Annotated in this window: 13 protein-coding genes and 1 pseudogene; 10 read left to right on the top strand and 4 right to left on the bottom strand. The window is 33.0% G+C overall.

The annotated features are described in order from the left end of the window. Nucleotides 1–4 precede the first annotated feature (4 nt). The 6 genes from RBH29_RS12210 (at nucleotide 5) to RBH29_RS12185 (ending at nucleotide 10,249) form a co-directional block, all read left to right on the top strand. Complete coding sequence (locus RBH29_RS12210; RefSeq protein WP_306697153.1) at nucleotides 5–988, top strand: AAA family ATPase; 984 nt, start codon at nucleotides 5–7, stop codon at nucleotides 986–988. Nucleotides 989–1,014: 26 nt separating this feature from the next. Beyond that, on the top strand, nucleotides 1,015–1,878 hold the full coding sequence (locus RBH29_RS12205) for a DUF58 domain-containing protein (protein ID WP_306697152.1): 864 nt from the start codon (nucleotides 1,015–1,017) through the stop codon (nucleotides 1,876–1,878). After that, nucleotides 1,875–3,686, top strand: coding sequence for a vWA domain-containing protein (locus RBH29_RS12200; protein WP_306697151.1), 1,812 nt, complete (start codon nucleotides 1,875–1,877; stop codon nucleotides 3,684–3,686). The genes RBH29_RS12205 and RBH29_RS12200 overlap by 4 nt, the downstream gene beginning before the upstream one ends. Next, nucleotides 3,676–6,459: a VWA domain-containing protein gene (locus tag RBH29_RS12195; RefSeq protein WP_306697150.1), complete on the top strand. Its 2,784-nt coding sequence runs from the start codon at nucleotides 3,676–3,678 to the stop codon at nucleotides 6,457–6,459. The genes RBH29_RS12200 and RBH29_RS12195 overlap by 11 nt, the downstream gene beginning before the upstream one ends. Nucleotides 6,460–6,563: 104 nt before the next feature. Further along, nucleotides 6,564–8,696 carry a substrate-binding domain-containing protein gene (locus RBH29_RS12190; RefSeq protein ID WP_306697148.1) on the top strand — a complete coding sequence of 711 codons (2,133 nt, stop codon included), beginning with the start codon at nucleotides 6,564–6,566 and terminating at the stop codon, nucleotides 8,694–8,696. A 2-nt stretch (nucleotides 8,697–8,698) separates the two neighbouring features. Then, nucleotides 8,699–10,249: a response regulator gene (locus tag RBH29_RS12185; RefSeq protein WP_306697147.1), complete on the top strand. Its 1,551-nt coding sequence runs from the start codon at nucleotides 8,699–8,701 to the stop codon at nucleotides 10,247–10,249. Between the two features lie 172 nt (nucleotides 10,250–10,421). Here RBH29_RS12185 and RBH29_RS12180 read toward each other — a convergent pair whose 3' ends face one another. After that, nucleotides 10,422–11,810 carry an MATE family efflux transporter gene (locus RBH29_RS12180; RefSeq protein ID WP_306697146.1) on the bottom strand — a complete coding sequence of 463 codons (1,389 nt, stop codon included), beginning with the start codon at nucleotides 11,808–11,810 and terminating at the stop codon, nucleotides 10,422–10,424. A 279-nt stretch (nucleotides 11,811–12,089) separates the two neighbouring features. Here RBH29_RS12180 and RBH29_RS12175 point away from each other — a divergent pair, with 279 nt between their 5' ends. The 3 genes from RBH29_RS12175 (at nucleotide 12,090) to RBH29_RS12165 (ending at nucleotide 15,926) form a co-directional block, all read left to right on the top strand. Next, nucleotides 12,090–12,638 carry a host-nuclease inhibitor Gam family protein gene (locus tag RBH29_RS12175; protein WP_306697145.1) on the top strand — a complete coding sequence of 183 codons (549 nt, stop codon included), beginning with the start codon at nucleotides 12,090–12,092 and terminating at the stop codon, nucleotides 12,636–12,638. A 267-nt stretch (nucleotides 12,639–12,905) separates the two neighbouring features. Then, complete coding sequence (locus RBH29_RS12170) at nucleotides 12,906–14,909, top strand: glycoside hydrolase family 11 protein (protein WP_306697144.1); 2,004 nt, start codon at nucleotides 12,906–12,908, stop codon at nucleotides 14,907–14,909. 243 nt (nucleotides 14,910–15,152) lie between these two features. Further along, nucleotides 15,153–15,926, top strand: a complete 774-nt coding sequence (locus RBH29_RS12165; protein ID WP_306697143.1) for a helix-turn-helix transcriptional regulator — start codon at nucleotides 15,153–15,155, stop codon at nucleotides 15,924–15,926. Nucleotides 15,927–16,095: 169 nt separating this feature from the next. Here RBH29_RS12165 and RBH29_RS12160 read toward each other — a convergent pair whose 3' ends face one another. The 3 genes from RBH29_RS12160 to arfA all read right to left on the bottom strand — a co-directional run bounded on the left by RBH29_RS12160 (nucleotide 16,096) and on the right by arfA (nucleotide 19,998). Next, on the bottom strand, nucleotides 16,096–16,794 hold the full coding sequence (locus RBH29_RS12160) for an L-ribulose-5-phosphate 4-epimerase (protein WP_306697142.1): 699 nt from the start codon (nucleotides 16,792–16,794) through the stop codon (nucleotides 16,096–16,098). Further along, nucleotides 16,787–18,406, bottom strand: a complete 1,620-nt coding sequence (locus tag RBH29_RS12155; RefSeq protein WP_306697140.1) for a xylulokinase — start codon at nucleotides 18,404–18,406, stop codon at nucleotides 16,787–16,789. The genes RBH29_RS12160 and RBH29_RS12155 overlap by 8 nt, the downstream gene beginning before the upstream one ends. 89 nt (nucleotides 18,407–18,495) lie before the next feature. Further along, nucleotides 18,496–19,998, bottom strand: a complete 1,503-nt coding sequence (gene arfA, locus RBH29_RS12150; RefSeq protein ID WP_306697138.1) for an arabinosylfuranosidase ArfA — start codon at nucleotides 19,996–19,998, stop codon at nucleotides 18,496–18,498. Between the two features lie 754 nt (nucleotides 19,999–20,752). On the opposite strand from arfA, the pseudogene RBH29_RS12145 reads away from it, so the two are divergent. After that, nucleotides 20,753–20,948: pseudogene (locus RBH29_RS12145) on the top strand (glycoside hydrolase family 11 protein); the annotation flags it as partial.

Raw genomic sequence — 20,948 nt, 5'->3', positions numbered from 1 at the left:
AATTATGGACAAAAGCGAAGTTAAAATAAAAAAGGTTATAGATGCTGTTGCTAGAATTGAAAGTGAAGTGTCTAAACATATGATTGGGCAAAAGGATTTAATAAGACAGGTTTTGATTTCTGTACTAGCAGGTGGAAATGCTCTTTTAGAAGGGGTTCCAGGGCTTGGAAAGACAAGGCTTGTTAAAACTTTAGGAGAGGTTATGGATTTGCAGTTTTCAAGAATTCAGTTTACTCCCGATTTGATGCCGGCAGATGTATCTGGAACTAATATAATTACCCAAAATGAAAAGGGGAAAGGTAAATTTAGCTTTCAAAAAGGTCCAATATTTAGTAACATTGTTTTGGCAGATGAGATAAATAGAGCAACACCTAAGACCCAGAGTGCACTTTTAGAAGCCATGCAGGAGAAAACTGTTACAGTGGGAAATACCACATATAAAATGCCCCAGCCTTTTTTTGTTTTGGCAACTCAAAATCCTCTTGAGATGGAAGGTACATATCCTTTGCCAGAAGCACAATTGGACAGATTTTTATTTAAGCTCACAGTGCCATTTCCTTCACTTGATGAAATGATAGATATAGTATCAATGACTACCGAAAAAGAAGATGAAAACCTTGAAAATGTAACTACTGGAGATGAAATATTGTCAATAAGAGCTATTACAAGAGAGGTACCTGTTGCAAAGCCTGTTATGGAATTTGCTTCAAAGCTTGTATTGGCTACTCATCCAGAAAGTGAGTATGCACCAGAAGTATCAAAGAAATATATACGATTTGGCTCAAGTCCTAGGGGGGCACAGGCAATTATTTCAACTGCAAAAATCAGAGCGTTTTTAGAGGGAAGATATAATGTGGCTTTTGAGGATATAAAGTATGTGGCATATCCAGCATTGCGCCATAGATTTTTCTTAAACTTTGAAGGAATGTCAGAAGGTGTAACTACTGATGATTTAATTTTCGAAATAGCAAAAGAGCTTGAAAAATAGGGGAATAGAAAGGGAGATTTTGTAAAGTGGGGAATCTTTTTGACAGTGAGTTTATAAAAAAACTTGAAAATCTTAAACTGTGGTCAAAAATAATGATACAGGATGGCGGAGCTGGAAACAGAAAGTCACGTGCTAAAGGAAGTTCTGTTGAATTTTCTGATTATCGTGAATACACCATAGGGGATGACTTTAAGAGAATAGATTGGAATGCCTATGGAAGGTTTGAAAAGCTTTTTATAAAACTTTTTATGGAAGAAAGAGAGTCACCGGTGCAAATATTTTTAGATGTTAGTAAATCAATGGATTATGGTGAACCAGATAAAAGTATTGCATCTAGAAGACTTGCTGCTGCTATTTCTTATATCACACTTTCAAATTATGACAAAGTTTCGGTTTTGTGTATAAACGATAAGATAGATGAATTTAAATCTTCATTGAGAGGTAAAAACTCTTTTAAAGAAGTGGCAAATTTATTGGAAAATGTTAAATATGATGGTGTGACCAATATATATGATACAATTTTAAAACATCATTTTAAATCTGGAAAAGGAGTTTCAGTTGTTATTTCTGACTTTTTTTCTGAAGGAAGTATGATGGATATGATAAAATACTTGCAGTTTAAAAAACAGCATGTCTATATCTGCCATGTTTTATCTCCCCAAGAAATTTCCCCGGATATAGGTGAGAGCTTAAGACTTATAGACTCAGAAACAGGTATGCATAGGGAAGTTACAGCTTCTAAAAGTTTACTTAAAATGTATAACAGAGTTTATCAAAATTTTGTAAATGAACTTGAAGAAATTTGTACTAAAAGGGGTGTACACTATATGCTTATGGATACATCTCTTCCTATAGAAACCCTGATACGGATGGTGGTGAGTAAAGGATGAACTTTTATTCACCATGGGGGTTTTTAGCCTTAATTGGAGTTCCTATAATTATTGTACTCTACCTTTTAAAACAGCGACATGAAGATTTTAAAGTTTCAAGTCTTTATTTATGGGAAGAGGTTATTAAAGACTTAGAGGCAAATGCCCCTTGGCAAAAACTTAAAAAAAACTTATTGATGATTCTTCAAATTCTTGCTGTGATTTTATTTGCATTTTCACTATCTAGGCCTTTTTTGAGTAATTTTGACTCTCAGACTCAAAATGTAATTGTGGTTATAGATACTTCAATGAGTATGCAGGCACAAGAAGGGAGCAGAAGCAGATTTGATGATGCAAAAAGCAATGCAAGAGAGTATGTAACAAGTTTAAGACCTGATACCCGCGTTACATTAATAAGCATGGGGAAAAACACAATTATTGAAGAAAATTTAAGCAGCAACAAAAATAATGTTATAAACAGCTTGAATGCAATAGAGGTTACAAACAGTGCATTGAATATAAATGATGCCGAGAGTATAATCTCTTCAATTGTAAATCAATACCCAGATACTAAGGTGGCTGTATTTGGGGATCAAAAGTTTTTTATCGATGGTGTTGATATGGAGTTTTCAGATATATCAAGAGAAGGTGAAAACTTTGCAATTACCATGTTGTCTCATACAGTGACTGAAAATGGGATAACGGCACTTAGTACTATAGCAAATTACTCAAAAGAAGATGCTAAAATTCCATTGAGTATTTATATAGATGGAAATGTTTTTGATGCTAGAAATGTAGATGTAAAAAAAGGTGAAAGTTTAAATGTCTATTGGAGGGATTTACCTAGAAGTGCAAATATTATAGAAGTAAGAATTGATAAAGAAGATGCACTTTTACTTGATAATACTTTTTGGAATGTTGTGGGAAAAGGGTTAGATGGTAAAGCTCTATTAGTTTCAAATGGAAATGTATTTATTGAAAAGGTTTTAGCACTATCAAATCAGGTTGACTTATATAAGACAATGCCAGATGAAACTAGGGAGTTTAACGGATATGAGCTTTATATATTCGATGGTTTTTTGCCAGAGACAATACCTGAAGACGGCAGTATAATGGTTTTTAATCCACCAGAAAATCAGTTGTTCCAAGTTAGAGAAGAGGTTGAAGTTCCACAAATAATAGAACTTAGAGGAGATATTTTAAAATACGTAAAAGAATTTGAGTTTTCAATAGGAGAGTCTAAAATATTAGAAGTTCCACTGTGGGCAGAAGAAATAATAGAACTTAATAAAGGTTCAGGAGCCTTTAAAGGAGTTTACAATAATCAAAGAGTTCTTGTGCTGGGATTTGATATTTTTAAGACAGATATCTCCATGACACCTGCTTTTCCTATTTTTATGACTGATGCTGTAGAATGGCTTATGCCTTCTGCCATTGAAAATATTGATAATGTAAATTCAGGGGACAGTATAGAGTTTAATTTACATCCAGGGACAGAAAAAGCTTTTGTAAAGACCCCCACAGGAGAAGAAATTGAAATTGCCCCTCCTTTTCCAGCAAGAGTTTTTGATAAAACAAATCATCCAGGGATTTATACATTAGTTCAAAACACTTTTGAAGGAGAGGTTGAGTACAAATTTTCTGTAAATGTTCCATCAAGAAGTGAATCAGATATAAATAAAAAAGTTGTTGGGACAGTTGATGGAAGTGATGAAAGAATTGAAGAAAGAGATATAATTAAAACAGGGAAAAATATTCAATTTATATTTATGTGGATTATTATAACAGTTTTGCTAATAGAATGGTGGGTTTACAAAAATGGTATTTAATTTTAACCATCCCTTGATACTTTTAGTTTTTCCAGTACTGGCAGCATATTTATTATACGTATCAAGAGGAATGACAGGACTTTCAAAAATAAAAAGAAGGATTATTGTTATTTTAAGAATGACTGTTTTGTTATTGCTTATATTATGTCTTGCAGGTTTTGGACTAAAGACAGCATCACGGTATACTACCACTGTGTTTTTAGTTGATTCTTCTGACAGTGCAATAGAGTCTAATAATAAAGCAGAGGAATTTATAAAGGATTCTATAGATAGTAAGGGTAAAAATGATAAAGTTGGTATTGCACGTTTTGGTGCAGATGTTTCTGCTGAACTTACACCAACATTAAATCCTCGTTTTAAAGCTTTACAGACAAAGATAAATAGTGGGTTTACCAATATTGAAAGAGCTCTTAATCATGTTGTTTCTATGATTCCAGCTGATGATAATAAGAGAGTTGTTTTAATGAGTGATGGAGAAGAAAATGCCGGCAATGTATTTTCAGCAGTAAATATTTTAAATGATAGAGGAATTTCTCTAGATGTTTTTATGCTAGAGAGTGAAGAGGGAAAGGATGTACAACTTACATCAATAGATGTTCCTCACTCTGTAAGGTTAAATGAAAATTTTGATGCTTTTATAAGAGTTGATAGCAATATAAGAACAACTGGAACGCTAAGTTTGTACAGAGATAGGCAATTGGTTTCTGAGACAGATGTAGAAATACAGGAGGGTGAAAATAATTTTGTTTTTCCACAAACTGCCGAAGAAGGTGGAATGATAACCTATAGTGCAGAAATTGATGCTATGGATGATACTATAAGTCAGAACAATAAAAGTTCTGCTTTTGTCCACGTAGATGATATTTCTAATATTTTAATGATACAGGGAGATGCTGAAGAGGGAAGAGAAATAGAAAAAATACTTAAAGAAGATGTAAATATAAGAGCTGTGTCACCAGAGGCTGTACCTAGTTCACTTGAACAACTTCAAAGGTATGATGCTTTTGTTATTTCAAATGTACCGGTAGAAAGGTTTAGCAACACATTTTTAGAAAACCTTGAAACAAGTATCAGGTACATGGGAAAAGGTCTATTAGTGACAGGGGGGGAAGAGAGTTATGGTTTAGGTGGATATAAAGATACATATTTAGAGACGGTACTCCCTGTAGAAATGGATATAAAAACAAAGGAAGAACATCCTAATTTAGGGCTTTTGCTTGTGATTGATAAATCAGGAAGTATGTCTGCAGGTTCCTATGGAGTAACAATCATGGAGCTTGCAAAAGAAGCTGCAATACATTCAACTGAGGTTTTAACTCAACATGATTATGTAGGAGTAATCGCTTTTGACAATAATGTGGAATGGGTTGTAGATACACAAAAACTTGATGATTTACAAAAGGTACAGGATGCTATAGCATCTATAAGAGCAGGAGGTGGAACTACTATTCTTCCTTCTTTAGAAGAAGCTGTAAAATCTTTAAAAGAAGATGCAGATGCAAAGTTAAAGCATATAATTCTTTTGACAGATGGTATTGCTGAAAGAAGTGGATATGAACCTGTAATAAGAGAAATGGAAGAGTCAGGGATTACCCTTTCTACCGTTGCTTTTGGACAAATGGCTGATACTGAGCTTTTAAGGATGCTGGCAAACAGGGGGAATGGTAGATACTACTATGTAGATGAATTTTCTGATATGCCTAAAATATTTGCAAAAGAGACTACTATGGCAGCAAAAACATATATAAACAACAGACAGTTTACTCCAATATTAAGAAGTTATTCTCCTATTTTAGATGATATAGAGTTTATTCCAGATCTTTATGGGTACATAAGGACAACAAAAAAACCATCTTCAAGAGTTATTTTTTCAAGTGATGAAGATGAGCCTATTCTGGCAACCTGGCATTATGGACTTGGAAGGACAGCTGCCTGGACTTCAGATGCAAAGGGAATGTGGACAGAGGACTGGATGAACTGGGAAGAGTCTTCACGGTTTTGGAAAAACATTTTATCTTGGCTTGTTCAAAAGAAAGTACAGGATGACTATATTGTATCCGGAGGGATTGAAGATGGAAAGGGATTTATTGAATTTGAAATGCCTGTAGATGAGGTTATTGATGATGGAGAAGTTAGGGCAAGCTTGATAAGTCCTTCAGGGAAGGAAGAACAAACTTATCTAGAGACAATGTCTCCCGGGGTTTACAGAGGGAAATTTTCAGCTGATGAAACAGGGGTATATATTACAAATGTAAGCATTGATAGTGAAGGAGAAACTATAGATACTACAATTGATGGAATTGTGGTACCATATTCACCAGAGTATAATATAGATAGAATTGATGGAAAAGAGTTGTTAGAACGAGTTGTATATGAAAGTGGAGGAAGAATTATAAAAAATTCCAATGAAGTGTTTTCAGGTGATACAGATCCAATTGAAAATATAAATGATATGACAGATACTTTACTCTTATTGGCATTAATACTTCTTATGATTGATATTACCATAAGAAGGCTTAATATATCTTTTAGAAAGTTTGAGGTAATATTGGAAAAGGGAAGGTCTGTAGCTGCTCCAATAAAAAACAGAATAAAAATAAAAGACGGCAAAAAAGACATTGGTAAAGATGTAAGAGTTAGGGATGGAAAAGTTGAATCTGAAGTAGAGATGAAAAAGTCTGATGAAGATAAGAAAAGAGAAAAAATTGACAAAAATAATAAAGATACCTCTCACATTTCAAAATTATTAGAAAGCAAGAGAAAAAGAGAGTAAAACTTTTGATATATTTCTAAGGCAATCCTTATGCTATTATTTTTATAAGTCAATTTGCCGATACTATATACGAATTGCATTTATAGTATAAAGGGAGATTATAAATGAATCGTAAATTAAATTTAGCAGTAATTACAAGATTTACAAAAGACAACTATTATGGTGTTTTACTTGAGGGTATAAATGAAGTCCTTAAAGATAATGATGCAAATATGGTTGTTATAAATACCTTTATGTTGTACAGGTTTAATGATTACGAAGAAAGAGATTCTATTTATTTTCCCCTTGCGACAGATTATATAGATGGCTGGATTATACTTACCCAAGGTGTTAGCAAAAAGTATTTAGAATACATATATAACACGGGAAAACCTGTTATTCTAATCAGCAGCGAGCATGAAAATGAAAAATATAACACAGTTAAGGAAGATAATATTTATGGAGCAGAAATTGCTACACAGCACTTAATTGACCATGGACATAAAAAAATTGCTTTTATTGGATGGCTGGATTTGTTTGACATGCATGAAAGGTTTTTAGGTTATAAAAAGGCTCTAAAAAACAATGGAATAGAATTTGACCAAAGTTTAGTTATAAAGACAGAAGAAGCTATAGCCCATTGTTCTTATCAAGCGTTAGAGGATGTTTTAAAAAAGAAGATACAATTTACCGCAGTTTTGGCTGGAAACGACTTACTTGCATTTGGAACTATGCAAGCGATTAAAAAGGTTGGACTTAAGATACCAGAAGATGTGGCTATTATTGGATATGACAATACAATTCAGGCATCTAATGTTGTTCCAGCTCTTACAACAATAAATCAAAATGTAAGGGATAAAGCAGTAATAGCTGCACAAAAACTTCTTAAATTAGTTAAAGGTGAAATAAAATCCATAGAAACTATAAAAGTAAAATCAAATCTTATTGTGAGAAATTCATGTGGCTGCAAGGCTAAAATGGATTCAGAAGAAATTACTCTAAAGAGTATCAAGACAAAAGAATCTGCTATTAAATATTTAGAGGAATATCATGAAAAAAGTTTTATACTTGGTTCAAAACTTTTGACATCAAATATAGACCAAATTATAAAAATGATTCCTGATATAGTGGATAATTATTCGTGGAGGTGTTTGGGACTGTGGAGGGAAGGTATTGATAATAAAAAAGAACTTTATATTCAAAAAGTTATTGATCCAAAAATTAAAAAAGATTTAGATTTAAACTCTAAAGCTCAAATTGAAAAATTTCCTCTTGAAGAAATTTTGCCTGATAAAAACAAGGAAGATGTTATTTGGATAATTCCTATATCATCATCCTCTATGGAGTTGGGTATATTATCCTTTATCTCCCCTTTTCCTAAAATAAACAGACAACTTACCTATGATTCGTCAATAAATCTTTTTAATTTGCTTGGAATTGCCATAGATCGTGAACTTGCCAATTTAAAATTAAAAAATACTCTTAAAACTTTGGAAAAAACTCAGGAACAACTTGTACAATCGGAGAAGATGGTTTCACTTGGAAGTCTTGTAGCTGGTGTTGCCCATGAAATAAATACTCCAATTGGAGTAAGTGTCACTGCTGCATCGCATATAAAAGATCAATCAGATGAGTTAAGGGGATTATTTGAAACTGGAAGAATAAAACGTTCTAGTATGGAAGATTACTTAGAAACATGTGATGAAGTAACTAATGTTTTATTAATAAATTTAAAAAAAGCTTCAGATTTAATTAAGAGCTTTAAGCAAGTGGCTGTTGATCAGTCTACAGAAGAAAAAAGAAAGTTTAAAATAAAAGAATATTTAGATGAAATATTGTTAAGCTTAAATCCAGAATTAAAAAGAAATAATATTAAGGTAACTGTTAAATGTGAAGAGGACATTGAAATTTATAGTAATCCAAGTTCACTATATCAAATAGTAATGAATTTAGTATTAAACTCACTTATTCATGCTTATGATGTAGAAGATGAGGGTAGAATTTTTATTGATATAGGAAAGGAAAATAGTGAGATGTTTTTTACCTACTCAGATGATGGAAAGGGTATGGATAAAAAAATCATAAAAAATATATTTGATCCATTTTTCACTACAAATCGTGCCAAGGGAGGAACAGGTTTAGGACTTAATATTGTTTACAATATAATTGTACAGGAATTTAAAGGAAGTATAGAGTGTAAAAGTGACCTAGGAGAGGGAACAACTTTTTTAATTAGATTTCCTATCAGGGAGGTGTAGAAATGCAAAACGCTAATTCTGAATATTTAAGTTTTTGTGATGAAGAAAAAGTAAATATACCCGATATTAATACTAATAAAAGTTTAAAAGTACTGATTGTAGATGATGATAAAGAAGTTCATACCATAACAAAATTAGCGTTAAAAGATTTTACATATAATGATGCACGTCTACAATTTTTAAGTGCTTATTCTGGAAAAGAAGCAAAATCTGTAATATCAGAAAATTCCGACATTGCAGTTGTTCTACTGGATGTAGTTATGGAAGAGGAAGATTCTGGGCTTAAATTGGTTGAATACATAAGAGACGAGCTTAAAAACCAGGAGATAAGAATTATTTTACGTACAGGACAGCCGGGGCAGGCACCTGAAAGAAAAGTCATTTTTGATTTTGATATTAATGACTATAAGGAAAAAACAGAATTAACTTCTCAAAAGCTTTTTACTTCAATGGTTTCATCTTTGAGAGCATATGAAAGTATTCATATGGCAAACCAAAATAAAAAGGGACTTGAAAAGATTGCTGAGGCAACCAATAATCTTTTTGAAGTACAGTCTATAAATAAACTATCTTCAATTGCATTAGAACAATTGCTTTCTATATTATATCTTAATGCCGACACCAAAAAAGGCAAGGTTTCAGGATTTATTGCATTTAAGAAAGAAAAAGATTTTTTTGTTACCTCAGGTAGCGGTCGTTTTAAAAAGCATATTAATAAAAACATGAAAGATATAATTTTTCATACTAGTTATACTAAAATACAAAATGCTTTAAAAGAAAAAAGGGTTGTATCTATCGATGAACATTTAATAATTCACTTTAAAAGCAATTGTGGTATGGAATATATATTATTTATTGATGACATAAATGATTTTTGTTGTATAGACAATAATCTTTTGAAAATTTTTACCAACAACATATCCTCAGCTTTTGAAAACACAACATTAAATTTTAAACTTCAAGAAAGTCAAAAAGAGATAATATTTACACTTGGAGAAATTGCAGAAGCACGTTCAAAAGAAACTGGAAACCATGTTAAAAGAGTTGCAGAGTTTACAAAGCTTTTAGCGATAAAATATGGTTTTTCAAAAGAAGAAGCAGAAGTTATTTCATTAGCTTCTGCAATGCATGACATAGGAAAGATGGGTATTCCAGGTGATATACTAAATAAGCCCGGGAAGCTGACAAAAGAAGAATTTGATGTAATAAAAACTCATACAACTATAGGACATCAAATGCTTCAAGGTTCAAATAAGGAAATAATAAAAATTGCCAGCATAATTGCTCTAGAACACCATGAAAAATATAATGGTAAAGGATATCCTAAAGGTCTTAAAGGTGATAATATACATATTTATGGAAGGATAACTGCTATTGCTGATGTATTTGATGCACTTGGTACAGTAAGGGTTTATAAGCCTGCTTGGCCTGTAGATAAAATTATAAAGCTCTTTAAAGAAGAGAGAGGGGAGCATTTTGACCCCTATCTTATAGATTTGTTTTTTGAAAATATCAATGAAATTCTTTCTATTAAGGAGTCACTTCCTGACTAAGTAATGCCTTAGAAATAACTCCATTCTCAAGGACAAAATCCCGATGAATTAACGGGTTTTGACCGACGAGAATCGGATGTTATTACTTAGCCATTACTAAGTAATGCCTTAGAAATAACTCCATTCTCAAGGGCAAAATCCCGAAGAATTAACGGGATTACTATATGCTGTATTAATCAGTTTGAGCAACACTAACATTACCTGTAGACTTAGAAGAGTTATCGGTAAGTGACATATCCTGCCATGCTCGAGATTTCCACCTAAAAAGCATTATAAGTCCTCTGCACCACTCATCACATCCAAGAGCAATCCACACGCCAATTAGACCTAAGCTAAATGTCAGCCCAAGGGTAAAGGATAAAAATACAGCAATTCCCCACATAGAGAAAACACCCATCACTACAGGAAACTTAACATCACCTGAAGCCCTTAATGAATTTATTATAACAACGTTAAATACTCTTCCAGGCTCTAGAAAAATAGCTAGAAGTAAAAGCTTACTGCCTAATTCTATAATTGCATGATCATCTGTGAATATTCCTAAAAAGTTTTTAGAAAAAATAAAAATCAATATAGACATGCAAAAAACTATCGACAATGCAATTTTTAAACTTTTAAGACAGGTTTTATAAGCCTCTTCTTTTTTGCCCGCTCCTACTAAATGTCCAACAACAATTTGAGTTCCCTGACCCATAGCAATACCAAAAATCATAATAAACATCATAATATTATTTGTATATACTTTTGTAGTAAGAGCTACAGTTCCCATTTCTGTTATAATACGAGTAATTGCAAGTTGGGATAGATGATATGCAGCCCCTTCACCTGCTGAAGGAATACCGATTTTTAATATTTCTTTTATTGTCTGGACAGGCAGAGGTCGTAAGTATTTAAAATTAAGCTTCATTCTAGAGTTTCTTATAATTACAAGTAGCATTACTAAAAACCCTAGAATCTGAGATGTAACAGTTGAAATAGCCACACCTAAAACACCAAGGCGTGGTGCTCCAAAAAGCCCAAAGATAAATATGCTGTTTCCTATTATATTTAAAATATTCATACCTGCGGTAATATACATTGTTGTCCTAGTATGTCCATAACTTCTGATAATTGCAGATAGAGTAGCAAGCATTGCCTGGGTAAATGAAAGGCCGCCTGTAATTCTAAGAAATATAAGGGCGTTACTCATCAGTTCATCTGGCACATTAAGAAGTAGTAAAATAGGTTCACTTAATAAAAAGATAATAGCTCCTATTACCACACCGTATATCATAGTGCCTGAAGTTGCTGTAACCACGACTTCAGAAGCTTTTTTTTCATTTTTAGCTCCAAGATGCTGGGATATAAGAACGGCAGTGCCCATAGAAACAACCCAGTACAGCATAATTAAAATATGATTAATCTGATTAACCACTCCAACTGCAGCAACGGCATTGTCAGAATATCTGCTCAGCATAATAGTGTCTAAGTTACCAAGCAACATTCGAAATAACATTTCAATAAATATTGGCCATGTAAGTGCAGCAACGGTTAGTTTGTTTTTTGAATCAATGTTTGGCATGTTTAATCTCCTGTAATTATCGAAATTTACATAACACATTAATTATATCATTGAAAATGTACTGTATCTATCGTTTTTTAAATAATCTTAATTAACTAATATTTTTTAATAATATTCCTACAATTTTTCTTATATACAAATTAGTTTATGGAATATTGTTTTTCACATTTAATATATATACCCTACACTCGGTCTATAATAAGCTTGGATAATTGAACCATAATATGCTATAATAGTAGTATAGTTTTTAGTTTATAAAATAAACGAGGTGATATAATTATGGAAAGAAATATAAACCTTGAAATAGCAAATGATGTTATCCAACAGGGTGATTGTGAAAAGGATGAATTTATAATAGATGATGATAAAAAGGCTGAGTGGGCACTGAGAAAAATAGCAGAAGAAAGGGCAGAAGCACAGCGTTATGTAAATGTTTGCAAATCAATGATATTAGATTATGAAGAAAAGATAAGAAAAGAAGAAGAAAAGTTAAGTAAAAAGACATCATATCTTGAATTTAAACTTCAACAGTATTTTCAATCTGTTGAACATAAGTCAACAAAAACTCAAAAAACTTATAAATTGCCAAGTGGTACACTTCGCTTAAAAAATCAACAGGCAGAGTTTAAGCGTGATGAAGAAAAGATTATAAACTGGCTAAAAGAAAATAAATTATTGAATTTTATAAAAGTTAAAGAAAAACCAGATTGGGTTGAATTAAAAAGGAAGATTAAAGTATCAGGGGACAGAGCAGTGTCAGAGGATGGACAAATAATAGATGGAATTGAAGTAATAGAAAAACCGCCAGTTTTTGAAGTTGAAATATAGAAAGGATTAATATTCTCAAGGACAAAACCCTTATTATTTAACGGGGGTTGGACGATTTTAAATTTAAAGTTAAAAAAATTAAAAAAAAAAGACAAAAAGCGACGTAAAAATAAAAAGTCCACGAATCATAAAAACGAGGGAAGATATTTTTTAGACACAAAAACAATGGTTTTTAGTTTTAGTAATTACCACGCAAAAACATATTTGGATTAGTATGTTTTTTGTGTTGAGTAATATAAATTAATTTTATTTTAAGGAGGAAGTATTATGCACATGACAAGAAAGCTGAAAGTAGGAAGTATTGTATTGGCAGTTGCTTTGCTATTGGTATGTTTTGCCATCCCGATGAGTGAAGCATCGGCACAAACTATTACTCAAAATGAAATCGGTACCCATGACGGCTATGACTATGAGTACTGGGTAGATGAAGGAACTGGAACTATGGTTTTAGAAGAGGGTGGTAACTTTAGTTGTGAGTGGAGTAATATAAATAATATATTATTCCGTAAAGGTAGAAAATTTGATGAAACACAGACACATCAGCAACTTGGAAATATAACAGTAGATTATGGTGTTGACTATAATCCAAATGGAAACTCATATTTGTGTGTTTATGGTTGGACAGTTGATCCGCTTGTAGAGTATTACATTGTGGATGCATGGGGAGACTGGAGACCACCAGGGTCAACGTCAATGGGACAGATTTCTGTTGATGGTGGTACATATGATATATATGAAACTACAAGAACTGAACAGCCTTCTATTATAGGAACAGCAACTTTCCAACAGTACTGGAGTGTGCGTACGGAAAGAAAAACAAGTGGAACTATATCTGTAAGTGAACACTTTGCTGCATGGGAAGAAATGGGACTGCCTATGGGTAATATGTATGAAGTTGCATTTACTATAGAAGGATGGCAAAGTAGTGGATCTGCTAGCGTTTATAGAAATGAAATTAGCATAGGAGGTTCAGCACCATCTGCACCACCTTCAGAACCTTCAGAGCCTTCAGAGCCTTCAGATCCAGCACCTCCAACAAGTGATGCTCCTGATTCAAGAAGTGCATTTACTACAATTGAAGCAGAAGAATACAATAGTTTAAGCTCATCAACTATTGAGGTAATAGGCACAGGTGATGGAGGAGACGGTCTTGGATATATAGAAAGTGGTGACTCTATAACTTATAGCAATATTGATTTTGGAGATGGAGCGTCTTCATTTACTGCAAGTGTTGGGTCAGATGTTGAATCACCAACAGATATTGAAATTAGTGCAAATGGTAATAACTTAGGTACTTTATCAGTTGATTCCACAGGAGATTGGGATATTTATGAAGAGTTATCTACAACTATCAGTAATATTACTGGAGTACATGATGTAGTATTAACTTTTTCAGGTCCTGCTAATATAGACTCTTTTTCATTTGAAGGAGCAAGTGGGGCTCCTCAGCAGCCACAGCCAGACCCAGATCCACAGCCAGATCCAGATCCACAACCACAGCCTCCAGCAGGTGATAGAAGTGCATTTAATAGTATTTCAGCAAATGACTTTGATGACTCAAATGCATCAAATATTGAGATAATCAATACAGATAGTGGTAGTGGAATTGGTTATATTGAAGATGGAAATACTGTAACATATAGAAATGTTGACTTTGGAGACGAAGCATCAAGCTTTAGTGCAACAGTGGCGACAGAAATGTCATCTACAGATATTGAAATCAGCGCAAATGGTAATAGATTAGGAACTTTATCAGTTGATTCAACAGGTGGATGGGATGATTATACAGAAATGTCTACTAGTATTAACGAGATTAGTGGAGTACATGATTTACAACTAAGATTCTCAGGTCCTGTTAATGTAGATTCATTTGTATTTGACACAGGAAGTGGAACACCACAACAACCACAACCAGAGCCAGAACCAGAGCCACAACCAGAGCCACAACCAGAGCCAGAACCACAACCAGGTGGAGGTGAAGACCTTTCAGTATCAGTTTCTGAGAACACATGGGGTGGTGGAGCTACAGTAAATGTTACAATAACAAATGATGGCTCATCAGCAGTTGACGGCTGGACAGCAAATCTTGATTTCTCAGGAGATGCAAATGTATCAAGTGGATGGAATGGTAGCTTTGACCAAAGTGGTTCTACTGTAACTGTTAGTGACGCTGGTTGGAATGGAACAATACAGCCAGGTGACTCAGTATCATTTGGACTTAACATTTCATACAGTGGTTCATACTCAAGTCCATCTGCGTCAGTTCAATAATTCTTAAAACAAGATAAAAAAAGCAGTTGCATTACTTTAATGTAGCTGCTTTTTTTTATCTTATTTTAAAACTCCACCTTCTATAAGGTGAAGTTGAATCTCCACCTGAAGCCTCGATGTTTAGCTTTAGCTAAACTAGTTCACATTTAATATATGCACCCATAAAAAAGTGAAGAGTTGACGTTTATTATAATAGGGTTATATAATATACATAAGTAGTTTAAAAGGAGAAGGGGTAAGAACATGATTCAAGTCAATTATTGTGGATATAATTATTATAATGCTGATTTTGATATAATTGACAGACCAAATGGGGGTGGAGATTATTTACTTCTTTATTTTTTGACACCAATGAAAGTAGAACTTAATAATCAGATTGTTAAAGTACCTGCAAAAAGTTTTTTATTATACTCACCAGACTACAAGCAATGGTATCAGGCGATAAAAAGATTTGGCAATAGTTTTGTCCATTTTAGTGGTGCTGACAAATTGGTTAGGGAATTATCCATACCCTTAAATAAGGTTTTTTATATTGAAAATACAGCAAAGATACAAGAATATTTTCGCTGGATTGAAAATGAATTTATTAGTAGGACATTTTTTCATAATCATCAACAGGATGCATATGTAAAGAGTCTCCTGATTGAAGTTGCTAGAAACCTTAAAAGTTTTGATACATGTGTAGTTAAAAATACTAGGCGTCAGGAATTTGAAAAAATTCGTTATAAGATACTTGGGAAATTGGAATATCCGTGGACTGCTGAGGAAATGGCATCGCTTGCACATATGAGTACAAGTCAGTTTTATTCCATTTATCAGGAGGAATTTCATCAGACACCAAAGGCTTCTCTAATAGAAGCACGTATGGAATATGCTAAGTATCTATTAAGTAATAATTCCCTCAAGATAAATCAAATAGCTAAAATGATTGGCTATGAAAATGAGTATCATTTCATACGTCATTTTAAAAAACAGTTTGGAACAACTCCAGGACAGTATAGAAAATCTTTTAGTTAAAGTATTTAAAATAATCACAAATTTAGAAATGCATTAGAAATAACGCCCTATTCTCAAGGACAAAACCCCTATGGTTTAACGGGTTTTAGACGATGAAAGCTGGATGTTATTTCTTGGCTATTATTTAAACATTATTGAAGTCTCGATGTATAGCTTTAGCTAAACGAGTTCACTTTTGACCGTAATAAGCATTTTTTCCATGCTTTCTAAGATAATGTTTGTCAAGAAGTTCTTTTTGAATTGGCTCAATCTTAGGATTAATCATAAGATTATGCCATGCCATAAATGCAATTTCTTCAAGTACAACGGCATTATGTACAGAATTAAAGGAATCAGTTCCCCATGAAAAAGGTCCATGAGAGTATACAAGGCAAGCAGGAACTTCTTTGGCACAAATATTTTTTTCTTTTATTGTTTGAACAATAAGATTTCCAGTTTGAGTCTCATAACACTCATTAATTATTTCATTTGACATCTTTTTAGTGCATGGAATTTCTCCATAAAAATAATCAGCATGAGTTGTTCCAAGAGCTGGTATGCCCATTCCTGATTGAGCAAATATTGTTGCCCAGCGTGAATGTGTATGTGTAATTCCGCCAATTTGATTAAAAGCTTTATATAAAGCAATATGAGTAGGTGTGTCCGAGGAAGGGTTAAAATCTCCTTCAACTTTTTTTCCCGAATTTAAATCAACTACAACCATATCTTCAGTTTTCATTTTGTCATATTCAACACCTGATGGCTTTATTACAACCAAACCTTTTTCACGGTCAATACCCGAAACATTGCCCCATGTAAATGTAACAAGATTATGTTTAGGTAAAAGCAAATTAGCATTTAAGACCTCGTGTTTAAGTTTTTCAAGCATTAGAGTCCACTCCTTTTTTCCATGATTTAAGAACTTGGGTCTCAGCTTCAAAGTATTGTTTATATGTCTCTAAATACTTTTGAAAACCATCGGTATCAGATTCGCAGGGGTGGATAGTGCTAATTTGGGATGAGTCAAATACTTCACTTAAAAGAAAGTTTTCTAAAGATTGATACTTTTCTTTATTTAGCATATACGATGCAAGCAAAGATATTCCCCAAGCACCACCTTCGTCGGCGGTTTCTATTACAGAAATTGGTGCATTTAAAGCACCGGCCATAAAACGTTGTGCCACTCCCTTTGTTTTAAACAAACCACCATGACCTACAAGTCGGGTTATTTTAGTTTCATCTTTTTCAAATAAGGCATCCATACTTATTTTTAGAGCAGACATTGATGTATATAACTGTGCACGCATAAAATTTGCAACATCGAAATTAGAATCAGGTAAGCGCATAAACATAGGTATTCCATTATCTATCTTTAAAACAGGTTCACCTGAAAGAAAATTATAGGATAAAAGACCTCCGCAGTCATTACTACCATCAAGAGCTTTTTTATAAAGTGTTTCAAATACTTTATTCATATCTGTTTCTCCGCCTAAAATAGAAGAAATCTCACAAAATAATTTTACCCATGCATTCAAGTCAGATGTACAGTTATTACAATGCACCATTGCAACAGGATTACCAGTAGGGGTTGCAACCATATCAAATTCATTGTGATGGTTTGAAGAGGATTTTTCTAAAACTACCATTGAAAATATTGAAGTTCCACTAGAAATACAACCTGTATGTGGTGAGGTACAATTTGTAGCAGTAAGTCCAGTTGCGGCATCTCCTTCTGGAGGACAGATTGGAATTCCAGGCTCTAAATTTTCTGTAGGGTCAATCAGCTTAACTCCGTCTTTAGTTAATTTTCCAGAAAATTCACCAGCATGCTTTATTTGAGGCAGTATATCCTGTAATCCCCAAGGGTGGTTTTTATCACAAATAAGCTCATTAAAGATATTAACCATATTGGTATCGTAGGAATTACTCTTGCTGTCAACAGGAAACATACCCGAAGCATCACCTACGCCCAATACCTTTTGACCAGTTAACTGCCAGTGTACATAACCTGCTAATGTTGTAATAAAAGAAATATCTTTAACATGTTTTTCATCATCTAAAACTGCCTGATATAGGTGAGCTATACTCCAACGTAGTGGTATTTTAAAAGAAAACTTGGATGTTAGAATTTTCGCTGCCTTTTCAGTTGTGGTATTGCGCCATGTTCTAAAAGGAACAAGAAGGTTATCTTCACGGTCAAATGCAAGATATCCATGCATCATTGCCGAAAATCCTATAGCAGCAAGTTTCTTAATTTCTATTCCATATTTGTTTTTCACATCATCACATAGTGAACGATATGCACTTTGTAAACCTTTCCAAACATCTTTGATGTGGTAAGTCCAAAAACCATTTTCAAAACGATTTTCCCATTCAAAAAAGCCTTTAGCAATAGGTTTATTTGATGGATCTACCAGTACGGCTTTTATCCTAGTTGAACCGAATTCAATACCAAGAACAGCCTTTCCAGTTTTAATAATTTCTTTTGTTGAAGTTCTCATATTTCAACCTTCCTTGTAATATAATTTTGACAAAACAGGGTGAATCCTTGTAAAAGTCTATTTTGAAAGTGCTAAATTAAAATTTAGCACTAAACTTTGCCAAGTATTACTACATTCCAAGAATGTTTCTTGAGTACCACGTTAAAAATTCCCTGATCTATACTTGCACCTGATATCAATGCTGGTACAACATTATTTGGTTTTTCTTCAGTGTTAACTGCTTTTAGGTCAGAATGATATAGTACAACATGTTTTTTGACATCGTAGCCTTCAAATTGTCTCATGTCACATGTTACTTCCATATCTTCTTCTAAATCTTTATTTACAGCCAAAAGAACAACTTCATCTTTTTCATCATTTTGTACAACAACAGCGTCTAAATAAGGGACATCGGTATAATTCTTAGAATCATATTTCGGGCTTTTTACTAATGTGTTTAATACCGTTCCATTGGCATAGTTTGATGTATAGAAAAATGGATAAAAAATTGTCTGACGCCATGCTCCTGTATCAGAAGTCATGATAGGAGCTATCACGTTAACAAGCTGTGCTAGGCAAGCCATCTTAATACGATCACAGTGTTTTAAAAGAGTTATCATCATGCTTCCTACAAGTAAAGCATCTTCAAAATTATATATATCCTCTAAACGGTGAGGGGCATGTATCCATTTTTCTAATTTTTCATCAGATTCAAGTGTGTGATACCATACATTCCATTCATCAAAAGAAAGTTTAATTTGTTTTTTAGACTTTTTCTTTGCCTTTACAGCATCACATATTGCTATAACAGAAGAAATATAATCATCCATATCCATGGTATTAGCAAGAAAATCAGCTGTATCATTTGCTTGATTTCCGTAATAAGAATGAAGGGATATAAAGTCTACATTGTCATAACTTAATTCAAGGACTTTCATCTCCCATTCCCCAAAAGTAGGCATTCCACGTCCAGAACTTCCGCATGCTACCAATTGGAGATCTGGATCAATCATTTTCATAACCTTGGCTGTTTCATTTGCAATACGTCCATATTCATAAGCAGTCTTACTGCCAATTTGCCAGTCACCATCCATTTCATTTCCTAAACACCATACCTTTATGTCATGTGGGTTTTCATAACCGTGTTTTTTTCTCAAATCACTCCAGTAGGTGCCACCTTTGAAATTACAGTATTCCAGTATATTTTTCGCATCTGACACACCTCGTGTTCCAAGGTTTACAGCCATCATAGGTTCTGTATTTGCCTTATTACACCATTCTATAAATTCATTTAGACCAAATTGATTAGATTCTATTGTACTCCAAGCTTCTTCTACTCTATAGGGACGTTGATCTTTAGGACCAATACTGTCTTCCCATTTAAAGCCAGAGACAAAATTTCCTCCAGGATACCTTACAATGGGAACGTTTAATTCTGAAACCAACTTCATAACATCTTCTCGTAAACCAAGTTCATTTGCAAAGGGGCTGTCAGGTTGATATATGCCTTCATAAACTGCACGTCCCAATTGCTCAACAAAGGATCCATAAATATGTCTATCAACTTTGTCTATAATAAAATGTTTATCAATAATTAGCTTTGACTTTTTCATTTAATTTTAATTCCTTTCCTCAATATTTTTAAAATAAATATTTTTTGTGTATATAAAATGTAGTTTGTTTTACGAATATACATACATTATTATACCTTTGTCAAAAATTAAATCCTATGATTTTCTTTGAACAATAATTGATTTTTTTTATACTTGATACTTGTGTTGTTTTTTTAAGAATGTAAACATGATTCTTTTTATGCTAATTTCTAGACTGAAATCTTTTTTTAAACAGTGAACTCGTTTAGCTAAAGCTAAACATCGAGGCTTCAGGTGGAGACTCAAAAGTAATGGTTAATAAATTTGAAACACAAACCATAAGAAAGGTCAATTTATATTTAAAAAAAATCATAGAAATTTATTAACATAAGTAATATTATAAATATGTAAACCTATGAAACTCAAAATATTGAAAAGAAAATTGTATAAAATAATTATAAAACCATAAAAGTTAAACAAGTAATTTACGTCAAATTAGAATTCGGAACTCCTTAACAATTAAAATTCAAAATCCCTTCATAATTAACATGTATTACAAGCAAATAAACAAATACTAATGCAAATTAATGTAAGTTAATGCAAGTCAATGTGCGTGTGTGTATTTTTATTTTAAAAATTAAGATGTGAAATTTATAAAAACAGTTACATTACTAATCTAAAAGTAAAACTGAAACTGAACTATTATACAGAATGTACATTCTAATGTATTTTTTGTGTTTAGTAAATATAATATAATTTTAAGGGAGGACATATTATGTATGTGGTAAGAACCATGAAAGCAGTTATTTGCTTATTGGCAGTAGCTCTAACATTATCATTTTTTATGTTTTTAGGTACGGAGGTAGAGGCAAGAACTGTAACCAGTAATGAAATTGGCACCCATGGAGGATATGACTTTGAGTATTGGGTAGACGAAGGAAATGGAACTATGACTTTAACTGATGGCGGAA

The sequence above is a fragment of the Herbivorax alkaliphila genome (genome assembly GCF_030848475.1).
GTDB lineage: Bacteria > Bacillota > Clostridia > Acetivibrionales > Acetivibrionaceae > Herbivorax.
This window is presented reverse-complemented; position numbering and strand designations above follow the sequence as displayed.